This is a genomic window from Microbacterium sp. ZXX196, from assembly GCF_009709595.1.
GTDB classification, from domain to species: domain Bacteria; phylum Actinomycetota; class Actinomycetes; order Actinomycetales; family Microbacteriaceae; genus Microbacterium; species Microbacterium excoecariae.
This window is the reverse complement of the sequence record NZ_WMEE01000001.1, coordinates 124,173-138,630: the sequence shown is the minus strand read 5'-3', so window position 1 is coordinate 138,630 and position 14,458 is coordinate 124,173. Positions and strand designations below refer to the sequence as shown.

Annotated in this window: 11 protein-coding genes; 6 read left to right on the top strand and 5 right to left on the bottom strand. The window is 72.2% G+C overall.

Going from position 1 to position 14,458, the window contains the following annotated elements:
* Positions 1 to 2: 2 nt before the first annotated feature.
* Together GJQ66_RS00640 and manA are read right to left on the bottom strand one after the other, a co-directional pair.
* Positions 3 to 338 (bottom strand): WhiB family transcriptional regulator, encoded by a 336-nt coding sequence (locus GJQ66_RS00640; RefSeq protein ID WP_155047444.1) that lies wholly within the window; start codon positions 336 to 338, stop codon positions 3 to 5.
* Positions 339 to 484: 146 nt separating this feature from the next.
* Positions 485 to 1,624 carry a mannose-6-phosphate isomerase, class I gene (gene manA, locus GJQ66_RS00635; protein WP_155047443.1) on the bottom strand — a complete coding sequence of 380 codons (1,140 nt, stop codon included), beginning with the start codon at positions 1,622 to 1,624 and terminating at the stop codon, positions 485 to 487.
* Positions 1,625 to 1,684: 60 nt separating this feature from the next.
* Here manA and GJQ66_RS00630 point away from each other — a divergent pair, with 60 nt between their 5' ends.
* The 5 genes from GJQ66_RS00630 (at position 1,685) to GJQ66_RS00610 (ending at position 7,916) form a co-directional block, all read left to right on the top strand.
* Positions 1,685 to 3,160: an O-antigen ligase gene (locus GJQ66_RS00630; RefSeq protein WP_155047442.1), complete on the top strand. Its 1,476-nt coding sequence runs from the start codon at positions 1,685 to 1,687 to the stop codon at positions 3,158 to 3,160.
* On the top strand, positions 3,157 to 4,491 hold the full coding sequence (locus GJQ66_RS00625; RefSeq protein WP_230379185.1) for an O-antigen ligase family protein: 1,335 nt from the start codon (positions 3,157 to 3,159) through the stop codon (positions 4,489 to 4,491). The genes GJQ66_RS00630 and GJQ66_RS00625 overlap by 4 nt, the downstream gene beginning before the upstream one ends.
* A 65-nt stretch (positions 4,492 to 4,556) precedes the next feature.
* Positions 4,557 to 6,467 (top strand): glycosyltransferase, encoded by a 1,911-nt coding sequence (locus GJQ66_RS00620; protein ID WP_155047441.1) that lies wholly within the window; start codon positions 4,557 to 4,559, stop codon positions 6,465 to 6,467.
* Positions 6,464 to 7,477, top strand: coding sequence for a glycosyltransferase family 2 protein (locus GJQ66_RS00615; protein ID WP_155047440.1), 1,014 nt, complete (start codon positions 6,464 to 6,466; stop codon positions 7,475 to 7,477). Before GJQ66_RS00620 ends, GJQ66_RS00615 begins: the two co-directional genes overlap by 4 nt.
* Positions 7,464 to 7,916, top strand: a complete 453-nt coding sequence (locus tag GJQ66_RS00610) for a DapH/DapD/GlmU-related protein (protein WP_155047439.1) — start codon at positions 7,464 to 7,466, stop codon at positions 7,914 to 7,916. The genes GJQ66_RS00615 and GJQ66_RS00610 overlap by 14 nt, the downstream gene beginning before the upstream one ends.
* Here the strand turns inward: GJQ66_RS00610 and GJQ66_RS15320 are convergent.
* The 3 genes from GJQ66_RS15320 to GJQ66_RS00595 all read right to left on the bottom strand — a co-directional run bounded on the left by GJQ66_RS15320 (position 7,897) and on the right by GJQ66_RS00595 (position 12,696).
* Entirely contained in the window at positions 7,897 to 9,756 is a 1,860-nt protein-coding gene (locus GJQ66_RS15320) for a DUF6020 family protein (RefSeq protein ID WP_155047438.1), read from the bottom strand. The two genes, GJQ66_RS00610 and GJQ66_RS15320, sit on opposite strands and share 20 nt — an antisense overlap.
* Positions 9,753 to 11,549, bottom strand: a complete 1,797-nt coding sequence (locus tag GJQ66_RS00600) for a glycosyltransferase family 2 protein (protein ID WP_196215767.1) — start codon at positions 11,547 to 11,549, stop codon at positions 9,753 to 9,755. Before GJQ66_RS00600 ends, GJQ66_RS15320 begins: the two co-directional genes overlap by 4 nt.
* Before the next feature lie 64 nt (positions 11,550 to 11,613).
* On the bottom strand, positions 11,614 to 12,696 hold the full coding sequence (locus tag GJQ66_RS00595; RefSeq protein WP_155047436.1) for a glycosyltransferase: 1,083 nt from the start codon (positions 12,694 to 12,696) through the stop codon (positions 11,614 to 11,616).
* A gap of 73 nt (positions 12,697 to 12,769) precedes the next feature.
* On the opposite strand from GJQ66_RS00595, the gene GJQ66_RS00590 reads away from it, so the two are divergent.
* Entirely contained in the window at positions 12,770 to 14,452 is a 1,683-nt protein-coding gene (locus GJQ66_RS00590) for a glycosyltransferase (RefSeq protein WP_196215766.1), read from the top strand.
* Positions 14,453 to 14,458 lie beyond the last annotated feature (6 nt).

Sequence of the window (14,458 nt, the reverse complement as noted above, 5' to 3'; positions counted from 1 at the left end):
GTCTAGGAGGCCTGCTGCGCGCGCTTGAGGCGGCGACGCTCGCGCTCGCTGAGACCGCCCCAGATGCCGAACCGCTCGTCGTTCTCGAGCGCGTACTCGAGGCACTGCGCGCGCACGTCGCACGAGTCGCAGATCCGCTTCGCGTCGCGCGTCGAGCCGCCCTTCTCCGGGAAGAAGGCCTCCGGATCCGTCTGCGAGCAGAGCGCCTCCGACTGCCACGACAGCGCGCCGTCGTCGCCCTCGTCGTCCCCGCGACGCGGGACGCCCGGGACCCCGAGCTCGACGGGGTCGACGAACCAGTCGGCCGGCGCCTCGGAACGGTTAAGCGGTGCGGTCATGGTGCTCTCCCCCTCGGTCAGTCCTGATGCAGGTACCTTCCCTGGGTAATTACACCCGTGTGATTCACGAATTTCAAGTCGCGGATCGTAGAGGGTTCATGCGCGGATTGAAGGTGTGAGGGATATCGGCGTGTCGCGGGCGGACCTCAGGCGCCCTCCTCGGCCAGGAAAACCTCGCCGGATCCCTCGACGCTGACCTCGCCCGCGCCCGCGATGATCACCGCGCGTCCCGCGGGAATCGTGGCCTGGTCTGCCCCCTCCCACACCGTCACGGATCCCGCGACGCACAGCGCGATGGCCGGACCCGACACCGCGACGCGCGCGGGCTGCTCGGACGAGACCTCCGCGCGCAGCAGGCGGAAGTCGCGCACCGGCGCGGGGTACTCCTCGAAGCCGTGGCTCCCCCCGTTGAAGGCGCGCGGCAGCACGACGGGCACGGGGCCCGCCTCGGGGGCGATGATTCGCATGAGCTCGCCGACGTCGATGTGCTTCGGCGTGAGGCCCCCGCGCAGCACGTTGTCGCTCGCGGCCATGATCTCGACCCCGAGGCCCGACTGGTAGGAGTGCAGCTGACCCGCGCCGAGGAAAAGGCCCTCGCCGCGCCGCAGCACGACGAGATTCATGAGCAGGCCGACGACGACGCCCGCGTCCCCGGGGAAGTCCGCGGCGTTGTCGCGCGCGACCGACAGCTCAGTCGCGAACTCCGTCGAGCGGGCGTCGCCGAGCGCCGCGAGGATCGCGGTCACGGCCTCGTCCGCCTCGCCCGAGAGGAGCCACCCGACTGCGTCGGTCAGGGAGGCCGCGTCGGTCGCGCGCGCCACGAGCGGAGCGGCCGCCTCCCCCAGAGCGGCGAGGAGGCGCCGGGTCGCCGCGGGCTCCCGGAGACCGCACAGCGCGACGAACCGGTCACTCAACGCCACAATCATCTCGGGCTTGTGGTTGTCATCGACGTAGTTGCGCACGGCGGGCGCCTCGTCGTTCTCCCGCCGGTAGCCCGCCTCCGCCTGCGCCTTCGTCGGGTGCACCTGGATGGACAGGGCCTTCGAGGCCGCGAGGAGCTTGAGGAGGTACGGCAGCCGCGCGCCGCCGCCGACGCGCTCGTCGCGGATCCACGCCTCGAGCGTGCGGCCCGTGCCGTCGAGCACGTCGGCGGGGTCGGACGGGTGATCGCCGAACCACACCTCCGCCTCGGGCGCGTCGGCGTGTGCGCGCCCCTCGAGATCCGCGATCAGCGATCGCGAGCCCCAGTCGAATCCGCGCGGGGCGTTGGTCAGTGTCGCGAGCATGCCTCCAGAGTAGGGCCGCGCGGGCCGGGCACGCGCACGTAGCCGCGTAGTCTGAGGGGCATGGCGCACCGCACCCGGCACCCCGTCGCTCCCGCGCCGCGCGCGCCCCAGCGCGAGTCGACGGCGCACCTCGCCCTGCGCGCCTACGCGACGTTCGTGCTGTTCTCCGCCCTCGCGTACTCCTGGTGGTACAACCTGCTCGGCACGGTCGGCGCCGGGGTCCTCATCGCCGCGTGCGTGCTGGGGACGCTCGGCATCTGGATCCCGCACCTCGCCCGCCGGCGCGGGCGTCGCGCGTACCCGTGGCGCCGCCTGCCCTGGGTCGCGCTGGCCTACGTGGCCCTCGCGCTCGCGTCCACCGCGTGGTCGGCCTGGCCGCTCGCGACGGTCGGCACCTGGGCCGTCATGGTGGCGTTCACGCTCCAGGCGCTGTTCCTCGCGGACATGCTCACGTGGGGCGAGATCATCCGCGCCCTCGAGGTCGCGCTCCGCTGGGTTCTCGGGGCCTCGCTGGCCTTCGAGGCCTGGGTCGCGCTCTTCGTCGGTCACCCCATCCTGCCGAACTTCTTCGCGACGGAGGGCACGCCGGATCCGCACTGGTACTGGGTCCGGGGGAACCTCTTCGACGACTGGTTCGTGGGCGACCGCATCCAGGGCATCGTCGGCAACGCGAACCTGATCGGCATGCTCGCCCTCGTCGCGCTCATCGTCTTCGGTGCGCGCCTACGGCTCGCGATCCTCAACCGGGCCTCCGCCGAGACCCTCGTGTTCCACGGCCTGTGGATCGCGCTCGCACTGTGGATGCTTGCGCGCGCCGGGTCGGCGACCGCGCTGGCGGCGGGCGCGGTCGCCGCGGGCGTGCTGCTCGTCGCGCTCGTCATGCGCCGCCAGCGCACCGCGCGGGGCCGGACCCGGGTGTACGCCGGCTTCACCGCGCTCGCCGTCGCGCTCGCGGCCGCCGGGTGGGCGCTGCGCGGGCCGCTCCTCGACGCCCTCGGCCGCGACGGCGGGCTCACCGGCCGCGACGCGATCTGGTCCGCCGTATGGGAACGGGCGGCCGCCCACCCCGTCGTGGGCAACGGGTTCTCCTCGCCCTGGGTCCCCTGGCACCCCGCGTTCGCCGGGTGGATCGTCGACCACGACATCACGGTGTTCCAGGCGCACAACATGTGGCTGGACACGTTCCTGCAGCTCGGCACCCTCGGCGTCCTGCTCGTCGCGGCGGTGTACGGATCCGCCCTGTGGCGCGCGTGGTTCTTCGCGGTGGACCGTCCGCGGTGGGACGCGCACGCCGAGCGCGCGTACTCCCCGCTGACGCTCGTGCCGATTCTCCTCATCTGGGCGCTCCTCGCGCAGGGCCTCACCGAGTCGAACCCCGTGATGTTCTGGGGCTGGCTTGTCGTGGTGATGTTCGTCGCGAAGCTGAAGGTCTCCCCCGTCCTCACCCACCCCGACTCTGGCGCCGACATCGGCCGCCGCCGCCCGCGCCGGGGCGTTCCGCGCGTCGCGCAGCCCGCGGTCACCCCCGCCTCATGACCTCGATGCGCCGGGCTGCGCGGACGGCGATCGCGGACTCACTGCGGTCGGCGGCGTTCGCCCGCGCCTACACGGTCACGGCGCTGGGGGCGGGGCTGCTCACGGCGGCGATCGATCGCGTCAACGGGCCCGTCACGCTCGCCACGATCGTGACGGGGCTCGCCGTCCTCGGCGGCGCCGCGCTGTTCGCCCGGCGCGACGAGCTGTCGCTCGTCGGGTTCGCGCCCACAAGCCTCGTCGCCTTCCTCGCCTGGGCCGCGGCGAGCGCCGTGTGGGCCATCGACGGGGCGCACGCGCGCGCCGTCGCGGCGTGGCTGTCGCTCGCGGCGTGGGCGCTCATCGGGGCGACGATCGCGCACCTGCGGGACACCCTGCAGATCGCGCGCGCCGCGGGCGACGTCTTCCGCGCCCTCCTGGCGTTGTCGCTCGCCCTCGAGGTCCTCTTCGGGATCCTCCTCGACCAGCCGCTGGGCCGCCTGGGGATCGCCGGGGACCTCGCCTACGGCGGCCCCATCCAGGGCCTGTTCGTTACCCGCAACCTCCTCGGGTTCGTCGCCGTCCTCGCCCTCGTCACGTTCGCGATCGAGTGGCGGGCGCGCGCCGTGGCCCGCCCCGTCGCCGTCGCCTCGCTCGTGCTGGCGGGGCTCATGACGGTGCTCTCCGGCTCCCCCGTCGCCTTCGTCCTCTCAGCGACGCTCGTCCTCGCGGAGCTCGCGCTCGCCCTCGCGCGGCGCGCCCCGCGCGGGCGGCGCGCGCGCGTCCACCTGACCCTGGCCGGCGGCGCGCTCGTCCTCGTCGCCCTCGCCTTCTGGTTCCGGCACGCGATCATCCGCTTCTTCGCGGCGCGGTCGGGGTTCGCCGCGCGCGCGGACCTCTGGAACGCACTGATCGACTGGGTCCGCCACAAGCCGGTGACCGGTTGGGGACTGTTCGGATCCTGGCAGGGCGAGCCGTTCCCCACGAACATCCTCGCCGTCGAGCTCGGCGGCGCGCACGGATCCGCGCTCAGCGCGTACTTCGACGTGCTCCTGCAGCTCGGGTGGGTGGGCCTGCTGCTGTTCCTCCTCGTCGGGCTCTTCGCGCTCGGGCGGGCCTGGCTCGCCGCGGCCGACCGCCGCTCCGTCGTGTACGCGTGGCTCCCGCTCGTCCTCGTCGCGATCCTCGTCGAGTCCGTTTTCGAGAGCTACGCGCTGCACGACATCGGGTGGCTCCTGCTCGTCGTGTGCGCCGTGCGCGCGGGCCGCGAACGGTCGTGGCGCGCGCGCCTCGACCCGGCCGCGCCGGTGCCGTCCCCGCTCCGACCTCAGGGCAACGCGGGGCGGGCCGGGTAGAGTTCGTCACGGCCTGTCCGCGCGCGAGCGGGCACCGATTCCTCACTCCTCGGAGCAATGCGCCTATGCCGACTGTCCTCCAGCACGTCGTCCTCCCCACGGAGAACGACCCGGACCTCCTGCCGCTGTACCTCGACGCCGACACGTGGTCGACGATCGACGGCGAACCCGTGCGGGTCGCGAGCAACACGCAGATCGGCGACGTCCTCGGCCGGCGCAGCGTCCGCGTGCGCGCGGGCGGCCGCACCTCCTTCGGGACGTACTTCAACGCGTTCCCCGCGTCCTACTGGCAGCACTGGACGGGCGTGCGCCAGATCGCCCTCACGGTCCACACGAGCGGGCCCGCCACGGTCCTCGTGTATCGCTCGAACGGATCCGGCATCTCGCAGCGGGTCGACCTGGCGTCCGTCGCGGACGACGCGGAGACGACGTTCGATCTGCCGCTGACGCAGTTCTCCGACGGCGGCTGGATCTGGTTCGACGTCGTCGCCGGTTCCGAGGACGCCACGGTCCTCTCGGCCGAGTGGACGACGGACCACTCCCCCGCGCGCACGGGCCGCGCGTCGGTCGGCATCACGACGTTCAACAAGCCGGACTTCTGCGTCGCGACCCTCGCCGCGCTCGCGGAGAGCCCCGAGGCGCTCGAGGTCATCGACCGGATCTTCCTCATCGACCAGGGCACCCGCCGCGTCGACCAGCACGAGGGATTCGCCGCGCCGGCCGCCGCGCTCGGCGACACTCTCGAGGTCATCGCGCAGCCGAACCTCGGCGGATCCGGCGGATTCTCGCGCGCCATGGTCGAGACGCTCCGCCGGCCCGAGAGCGACTTCGTGCAGCTCCTCGACGACGACGTGCGCATCGAGCCCGAGGCCATCCGGCGCTCCGTGCTGTTCGGCCGCTACGCCACGACACCGACGATCGTCGGCGCGCACATGTTCGATCTCCTCGACCGCGCGAAGCTCAACGCCTGGGCCGAGGTCGTCGACGAAGAGCCGTTCATGTGGCGCCCGCTCCATGACGACGTCTTCCCGCACGACTTCCGCCAGGCCAACCTGCGCCAGTCGCCGCTCCTGCACGCCCGGATGGACGCCGACTACAACGGGTGGTGGATGTGCCTCATCCCCACCGCGGTCATCCGCGAGGTGGGACTCGCGCTCCCGGCGTTCCTCAAGTGGGACGACGCGGAGTTCTGCCTGCGCGCCCGTGAGGCGGGCTTTCCGACCGTGTCCCTCCCGGGCGCCGCGCTGTGGCACGTGTCCTGGGTGGGCAAGGACGACGCGATCGACTGGCAGGCGTACTACCACGCGCGCGGGCGGCTCGTCGCGGCGCTGCTGCACTCCACGGCCCCGCGCGGGGGCACCGTCCTCCGGCACAGCCGGAGGGCCGACCTCAAGCACCTCATGATGATGCAGTACTATCCGACCGAGCTGCGCCACCTCGCCCTCGAGGACGTGCTGTCCGGTCCCGGGCACCTGCACCGCACGCTCACAACCCGCATGCCCGAGGCGCGCGCGCTCGCGGCGTCGTTCCCCGAGACCGTCGTGCACACGGATCCGGACGACGTGCCGCGGTCCCGCCGCGGGATGCGCGTGTTCCCGCTGCCGCGCCGCGGCGAGAGGGCGGGCCCGGCGGGCCTCGCCCGCGCCGTGTTCACGGCGCGCATGCTCGCCCGCCAGTTCCTCCGCGCCCCCGCCGCGCACCACGCGGAGATGCCGGACGTCGAGTTCGGCAAGCGCGACGCCGACTGGTGGCGCGTGTCCCACGTCGACTCCGCGCTCGTCAGCGCGGCGGACGGCTCGGGAACCCAGATCTACACGCGCGACCGCCGCTCCTACCGCCGGCTGCTGCGTCGCTCGCTGCGACTCCACCGCGAGCTGGCGGCCCAGTGGCCCCGGCTGGCGCGCGAGTATCGCGCCGCCCTCGACGACCTCGTCTCGGAGCCCGCCTGGCGCGCGCACTTCGAGCACAACGCATGACCGCCTCCCGCGAAAGGGCCACCCCCGTGAGCGCACCCGAGTTCGACCCGACGACCGCGACGATCGTCGCGGTGACCTTCAACCGGTCCCACCTCCTCGCGCGGCTACTCGAGTCCATCGAGCGCATGGATCCGCAGCCGGGCCGCGTCGTCGTGATCGACAACGCCTCCTCCGACGACACGACCGAGGTCGTCGCCGGCTTCCGGGACACGATGGGGCCCGAGCTCGTCTATCGACGCCTGGAGGAGAACACGGGCGGATCCGGCGGGTTCAGCGAAGGGATGCGCACGGCGTACGAGCTCGGCTCCGAGTGGATCTGGCTCATGGACGACGACGTCGAGGTGCTGCCGGACGGGCTGGCGGCGATGGGCCGCTGGACGCCGCGATTCCAGAGCATCCAGGGCCGCCGCTACGACTACGACGGCTCCGAGTTCTATTGGCAGTACCGAGTATCGACCTCGCTCGGCATTCCCATTCCGTTCGCGCCCGCCGACTTCGACGACTCCGGCTACCGCGAGATGAACTCCGGCTGCTTCGAGGGGATGTTCATCCACCGCGACCTCGTGGCGAAGCTTGGCCTGCCGGATCCGCGGTTCTTCATCTACTGGGACGACACCGTCTACGGCTACCTCGCGTCGCTGCACACGCCCTGCGCGATCGTCAATGAGTTCGTCCTGCAGCGCACCCGCGAGATCAAGCAGTGGGACATGGGCACGCGACACCTCAACGCGTCGAGCGACATGTACCGCTACTACATCATGCGCAACCGCGGCATCATGCGGCACTACTACGCGGCACACGGAGACTATCGCCCGGTGCGGTTCGCGATCGGCACCGCCGCGACCTTCGCAAAGGAGCTGATCCGGCTCGGCTTCGTCGAGCGGAAGGTGACGGGCACGGGGTGGCGCAACCTCTGGCGGGGCATGCGCGACGGCCTCCGGATCTCGCGCGACACGAGCTTCGCGATCATGCCCCCGCTCGAGGCGGCGGACCACGATGCTCGAGGTTGACGAGACCGCGCGCGTCGACGAGACCGTGCGGTTCAATCACGGCCGCGAGGCCGTGCGCATCGGCCCGGGCACCCGGATCTACCGCGGGAGCGAGCTCACCGCTCCCGTCACCGTGGGAACCGACGTCTTCATCAACCGCGACGCGTACGTCCGCCCGCACACGACGATCGGCGACCGCGTGAACCTCGGTCCCTTCGTCCGCCTCGTCACCGACTCGCACGCGATCGGCCCGCACGAGCGGCGCGCCGGGACGGTGCGCCACGACCCGATCGTCCTGGGCGACGGATGCTGGATCGGCGCGTCCGCCACGGTCCTCGGGGGCGTCACGGTGGGCGCCGGGGCCATCGTCGCCGCGGGCGCGATCGTGACCGAGGACGTCCCCGAGGACGTCGTCGTGGCGGGGGTGCCGGCCCGCGTCGTCAGGCGTCTCGAGCGCTGACCTCCGCCACGGGCGCCGTCCTCCCCGCCGCGATCGCGGCGACGATCGGGAACGCCGCCATATAGGCGAGCGCGTAGCGCGTGTTGCCGGACACCGGCCCCGCGAAGAAGGTCAGCCACATCAGGGCGGTCGGGATGACGACGCCCAGCCCGCGGCCGTCGCGCCGCCGGATGAGGATGACGGCCGCGATCACCCACAGCCACGCCACGAATCCCGCCGACATCAGCGAGGACAGCACGGGCACGTCCTGGTACGCGCCCCCGAAGAAGTTCACGCGCGTGTTCAGCCCGCGCAGCCCCGACGGCTCGTCGTTCGCGGGGATGTCGAGCGACAGCCCGCGCGAGGGAACGTCGTTCGTGTGGTACCGCATCATGGTGTGCGGCGAGATCCCGTTCGGGGACCACCACCCCGCGGTGTTCGCGAGCGTGGCGGTCACGGCGCTCCCGGGGAAGCGCTCGACCAGGCCCCACCACCCGACGAGGAACTCCGACATGCTGCGGTCGTCCCAGTTCTCGCGCGCATCCGCCTTGACGGGATCCGACACCGACGGGTTGTACGCGTTGCCGATGCGCTCCGCACCGCGGTCCGCGAACACGTCGTCAAGGAAGGCAACGTCGGCCGGCGTGAGCTCGCCCTGGTGCTCGCCCGCGATGCGCGCCAGCTGCTGCAGCGGAAGCGAGTATGCCTCGGTGGGCGGGCCGGGCTGCATGCCGACCGCCCGATAGAACGGCCCGACGACCAACGCCCACACGATGGCCGTGGCGACGAACACCGCGGCGAAGCCCTTCCAGTGTCGTCGATACGCGATCGCGAGCACGATGAGGCTGAGGAAGACGACGTACACGCCGTTGCTCCGCAGCGCGCACAGGGCGATCCCCGCGACGAGGAAGACCGCCCAGGGCCAGCGCGCCGGGCGCGGGCGCGCGGGCTTCAGAATCTCGACGAGGGCGACCGCGTAGACGACGAACGCGCTCATGAACGGCGTGTCCTTGAGCACCGAGACCGACGCGATGCTGATCTGCGGGAGAAGCGCGAGCCATGTCGCGGAGGCGACCCATACCCATCGCGGCGCGCCCCAGGCGGCGATGCGCACGAGCACGAACGTGAACGCCGCGCTGGTGGTCAGCAGCTGGACGCACGCGGCGAAGCCGACGGCGAACGCGTCAGACCAGCCGAACAGGTCCCAGAGCCACTGCCACAGCTGCACGATGACCGTGTGGCCCACCGGCTCGTAGCTCTCCCAGGGCCCCAGCCCCCGCACGTACGAGATGCTGCGGTAGCTGTCGAACGAGATCAGCCCCGGCCACCACACGAGCCAGTACGGCACCCGCGCGAGGACCAGGCCCGCGAACACCGCGGCGATCCACGCCCACCGGCGCCGTCCGCCCCGAGCCGACAGCCCCTCGATGACGCGACCGCGGCGGCGCTCGTCGCCCGCTTCGGCGCGGAGGAGCCTCGCCTGCCGCCGATCGGCCGCCGTGAGCACGGCGGCCACCGCGATCGCGGCGAGGTAGGCGACGCCCACGAGACGCACCGCGGCCCACGCCGTCGGATCCAGCGCGGAGAGATCCGCCTTCTCCGACTGCAGGGAGAGCGCCGCCAGCTCGGTGAGCGAGAGGAGCGCGCCGAGCGGAACGCTCCACGCCCACACCGACCGGCCGGGCTCCGCGGCGAGCAGGCGCGCGCCCGCGAACCACAGCGCGGCGCACACGATGACGGCGGCGACGGAGGATCCGTCCCACGCGGCCAGGAGCCCGTCCTGCCCGCCCGTGGCGGCGAAGATCGCGCCCGTCGCGACGAGCGCCCCCGCGCCGGCGATCACATGATGCCGGACCCTCACGCGCCATCCACCTCCGGCGAGCGCCAGCCCCGCCACTGCTCGAAGGACCCCTGCACGAGCTGCGAGGCGGTCCGCTCCCACGTGTGCTTGGACGCGTGGCGAATGTACATGTATCCGAGGCTCTGGGTGCGGTACGCGACCCCGCCCTGCGTCTCGACGCGGATGAGCACGGAACGGTCGGTCGAGTTCGGCGTCGGCCGCCACCCGCCGAGGGCGTCGAACGTCGACCGCGAGAGGAGCATGGCGCCGCCCGCGACCTGATCGTGGTACCGCTCCGTCGCGAAGGTCCGGTGGACGGTCTGTCCGACCTCCTCGAAATAGAGGAACTCCGTCGTCTTGCCGACGATGTCCGCCCGCGAGTAGAGCGCGGCCAGCACGAGGTCGGACACGTGATGCTCGCTGTACCAGTCGTCGTCATCGAGCTTGGTGATCAGGTCGCCGGACGCGTGGCGCACGCCCTCGGCGAGCGCGCCGCCGAACAACACGGATCCCGGCACCTCGACGATGCGCACCGCGAGGTCGCGCAGGTCGACGCCGTCGAGACTCGGCGCGGGCACGCCGTGGACGACGACCACGACCTCCATGTGCGGATAGGTCTGGCGCGCCATCATCTCCAGGACGCCGGGCACGAGCTCGCTGCGCATGGTGGACAGCACGACGCTCACGCGCGGGAGGTACCGCGTGCCCGTCGCGGACGCCACGGCGCTGGCGAGCCGGAAGAATCCGCCGTGCTCGTGCATCGCGAGGCGGCGCCCCTCGACGGCGCGCAGGTCCCGCTCGAGGCCCAGCTGCTGCCGGTAGGGCCGCCGGATGACATCCGCGAGGGCGGGGGCGAGGGCCTCCGCCGGGACGTCGACGGCGGCGGGGAGGCTGTGAAGGATCGTGTCGGTGGCGGTGATCTCCGCAAATCGTGCGGCCAGGCCCTCCGGCAGCGCCGACAGGCCCGAGAGGTCGATGCTCTCGACCCGACGCAGCGCGCGCACGGTGGGCGCGTCGAGGGGACGGCGGACGTCGAACTCGACGGGGTGCGCCGTGGCGTGTTCGACCGGCAGGACCCGGGCGCGGTTTCCGTCCACGACGAGCCGCCTGGCCGGCGGCGAGGGCTGGAACGTCAGCGGCCGGCCGATCGGGTTGTGCGTCAAGAGGTCGAGGACGGGCAGCTCGGTGCGCGGCCGCCCATGCGCGGCCTCGTCCGTCGAGAGATGATGCGTCGCCATCTCCTCCGCGAGGCGGCGCGGCCCGCCGATCGCGACGTCGGCGCGAAAGAGGCCCACGCCCTGCAGCCGGTCCACCATCGGCTCCACGGGCGGCACGGTCCGCGTCGGAAGGAGCGCGAGCGCGTCGCGCCCCGCGCCGGGCGCGACCGCGACGAGCGGAAAGCCCGCGCCCGCGTGGGGCGCATCGGGCGCGAAGACCCCGATCAGAGCCGCGGCGATCTCGGTCACGCTCGTCGGCTCCGTCACTGTCACGGTCGCGGACGCGCGGGAGCCGCGCGCATCGAAGTCGGACGAGAAGCCCGACAGCGCGCGGATCTGGCCCAGGCGACCGCGCCAGCGCGGCACGGGGGCCTCCCAGTGGGCGAGCCGCACGACCATTCGCGTGACGCGCGCGACCGGATCGCGCGGGAGGGCGAGGACCCGCAGCGCGTCGACGCCCTCGAGCTCGAGGTCGAGGACTCCCCCCGCGACCTCGGGCCGGCCGACGAGCGCGTCGATCTGCTCGGTCGCGACGCGGACCCTGCCGCCCGGCGAGGAGTCGCCGGAGGCGGTGCTCGTGCGTCGGATTCTGGGCATGCGCATCCCCTTGTGGTGTCGAGAGAAGGTCACGGAACAGGCTAGCCGGGCGGCGCGGGCGCGCTCAGCGGCGCTCGGTCAGGCGTGTCACGAGGTCCGCGTATGCCTCGCCCATGGCGCGCGGCGGGCGGGCGTCCGCGAACGCGCGCGCGGCCGCGCGCGCCTCGGGCGCGAGGAACCACTCGTCGGCGAGGAGCCCGGCGATCGACTCCGCGGGATCGTCATGATCGAAGAAGCGGATCCACGCCTGGTCGCCGTAGTCCTCGACGAGGTGCGGCTCGTTCGGGAGCAGGACCGGCACGCCGTAGGTGGCGGCGAGGTGCATCGTCCCCGAGTTGAGCACGCGCCGGTAGGGCAGGACGAGCAGGTCCGCGGCTCCGAACCAGGACGGCAGGTCCTCGTCGAGCACACGCTTCAGGTGGCGCGTGATGCGGGCGCCGCTCTCGTCGAAGGACTTCAGCGCGTTCTGCACGGGCCCGAGCGGCCGCCCCGCGATCAGCACCTCGAGGTTCGCGCCGCGCGAGGCCGCCAGCGCGGTCGCGCGGGACAGGTCGACGATGCCCTTGTAGGGGCGGATCCACCCGAAGAACATGACCGTCGTGCGGTCCGCGCTCGCGCCGATCGCGGACCGCGCCTCGGCGGCGGGGACGGGATCGCCGTACACGCCGTCGTAGCTGCTGTGCTCGATCACGACGACCTTTTCGGGCGGGATCGAGTAGAAGTGGCGCGCATGCTCGACCGTGTGGGGGCTCAGCACGTGAATCGCGTCGGCGAGCTTTCCCAGCACCCGGTGGAGCCGCACGGCCTGCGGGCGGTACGCGGTGTCGTGCGGGAGGACGTTGTGCACCGTCCAGAGGATCGGCCGCCCCAGCGTCTTCGCCGTGAACAGCGCGTCGAGGAACAGATCGACGCGGCGCTCGGCGTCCGCCTCGTCCTCGGCGTCCTCCGTGACCGGCGTCGGCCACTGGATGTGCACGAGACCGCGGCGCTCCGGGCTCGTCAGCTCGATCAGCGTGTCGCGGAAGGTCGTGCGCCCCGTCGGCTCGAACCCCCGCTCGATGGCCACGGCCTGCAACATCCGGACGTACGGGTTATCGAGCCATCCCGGATAGTTGAAGATCCGAGTCTCGTAGGGCGCGTCGGGCATGGGGGCGAGTCTATCGGCCGGCCGCTCGGCATTCCCGGCGGGCCGCCAGGACGCGTCGGGCTACACTTTCGGGGTGACTTCTGCCGATCTTCGCACCGACGCCCCCGCGATCGTCACCCGCAACCGCTGGCGCGACGCCTTCGACGGAACGCTTCCGGAAGGGTGGGAGCCGACGATGTCCGTCTCGGTGATCATCCCCGCGTTCAAGAGCAAGACGCTCGAGTTCACGCTCGCCTCGCTCGCCGCGCAGGACTACCCGGAGCACCTCCTCGAGGTCGTCGTTCTCGACGACGGCGGCGGTGAGGAGCCCGTCGAGATCGGCGAGTACGCCCACCCCAACACGCGCCTCATTCGCGTGCACGAGGTGAACGACGGCTGGGGCCGCTCGAACGCCACCGATATCGGCATCAAGGCGACGACCGGCGACATCATCTACTGGGTCGACTCGGACATGATCCTGTTCCGCGACAACGTGCGCCAGCACGCCAAGTGGGCGCACTTCATCCCGGAGGCCGCGACGATCGGCGACAAGGGCTTCATCGAGGAGTGGGACTACACGCCGGAGGAGGTCTACCGGAAGGTCCTCGACGGCACGATCGCGGACGACTACGACCGCTCGACGCTCCACGAGCACTGGTCGAAGGAGATCTACCGGAAGACCGACGACCTCAACGACTCCGATGGCCGCAACTACTCGACGCACATGGGCGCCTGCGCGTCCGTGACGCGCGAGGTGTACGACCGCACCTTCGGCCAGGACACGCGCCTGCACCTCGGGGAGGACACGGAGATCGCCTACCAGCTGTGGCAGGCCGGCGCCGTGTTCATCCCCGCGCACGACGCGCTCTCGTGGCACATGGGCCGCGGCACGATCCAGGATCACGCCGCCAAGGTCTCCTGGCACAACGACGTCCACTTCGCGCAGCGCATGCCGATCCCCCGCTACCGGCGGCGCGCGGAGAATCGCGTCTGGGAGGTTCCGCTCGTCACGGTCGTCGCCGAGGTGACCGCCGAGACCGCCGCCTGGGCGCGCCCCGCGATCGACCGCGTCCTCAACAACACGCAGACCGACCTCCGCGTGGTGCTCGTCGGTCCGTGGTCCGAGCTGCACGAGGGGCGCCGGCGCATGCTCGCCGACCCGATGAACGAGCTCTACCTCGTGCGGGAGTGGTTCCGTTCGGATTGCCGCGTCGTGCTCGCCGAGGAGCGCCCGGAGTCCGTCTTCCCCTCCCCCTTCCGCATCGACATGCCGATCACCGCGGAGCTGTCGAGCACGAGCATTCACGACATGTACCGGGCGATCGACACGCGGTGGCTCGGCGCGATTCGCTTTTTCACCCCGGGCCACGACAACGCCGACGCGGTCACGATCTGGAACTCGGCCGCGGTCGCGCGCGCCCGGCGATACGTCTCGCCGGACTTCCCAATCGAGGACGCGGTTGCGCGCGTCGCCGGGTTCGAGTGGGCGTCGAGCGAGGTGGCCTCGGTGAGCGATCTGCGCGAGTCGGGCGAGACGGAGACGAAGATCGTCCGCGTGGATCCGCGGGTCGCGCAGCTGGAGAAGGACCTGTGGCGCATGCAGCGCCGCGCAGAGGCCGCGGAGGCGGCCGTGCGCGACCAGGTCTCGCTCGCGCGCGGTGTGGCCCGCAAGGCGAACGCGCTCACGGGGGGACGCGCGGGCGTCGTGCTCCGGAAGGGCAACCGCCTGCTCGGCGGCAACCCGTCCCGCATCGCCCGGCGCCTGCTGGGGCGCTGACCCCGG

Excerpts from the sequence above, each read along its gene's own strand:
- GJQ66_RS00640 (WP_155047444.1), bottom strand. The coding sequence starts at position 338 with ATGACCGCACCGCTTAACCGTTCCGAGGCGCCGGCCGACTGGTTCGTC.
- manA (WP_155047443.1), bottom strand. The coding sequence starts at position 1,624 with ATGCTCGCGACACTGACCAACGCCCCGCGCGGATTCGACTGGGGCTCG.
- GJQ66_RS00630 (WP_155047442.1), top strand. The coding sequence starts at position 1,685 with ATGGCGCACCGCACCCGGCACCCCGTCGCTCCCGCGCCGCGCGCGCCC.
- GJQ66_RS00625 (WP_230379185.1), top strand. The coding sequence starts at position 3,157 with ATGACCTCGATGCGCCGGGCTGCGCGGACGGCGATCGCGGACTCACTG.
- GJQ66_RS00620 (WP_155047441.1), top strand. The coding sequence starts at position 4,557 with ATGCCGACTGTCCTCCAGCACGTCGTCCTCCCCACGGAGAACGACCCG.
- GJQ66_RS00615 (WP_155047440.1), top strand. The coding sequence starts at position 6,464 with ATGACCGCCTCCCGCGAAAGGGCCACCCCCGTGAGCGCACCCGAGTTC.
- GJQ66_RS00610 (WP_155047439.1), top strand. The coding sequence starts at position 7,464 with ATGCTCGAGGTTGACGAGACCGCGCGCGTCGACGAGACCGTGCGGTTC.
- GJQ66_RS00600 (WP_196215767.1), bottom strand. The coding sequence starts at position 11,549 with ATGCCCAGAATCCGACGCACGAGCACCGCCTCCGGCGACTCCTCGCCG.
- GJQ66_RS00595 (WP_155047436.1), bottom strand. The coding sequence starts at position 12,696 with ATGCCCGACGCGCCCTACGAGACTCGGATCTTCAACTATCCGGGATGG.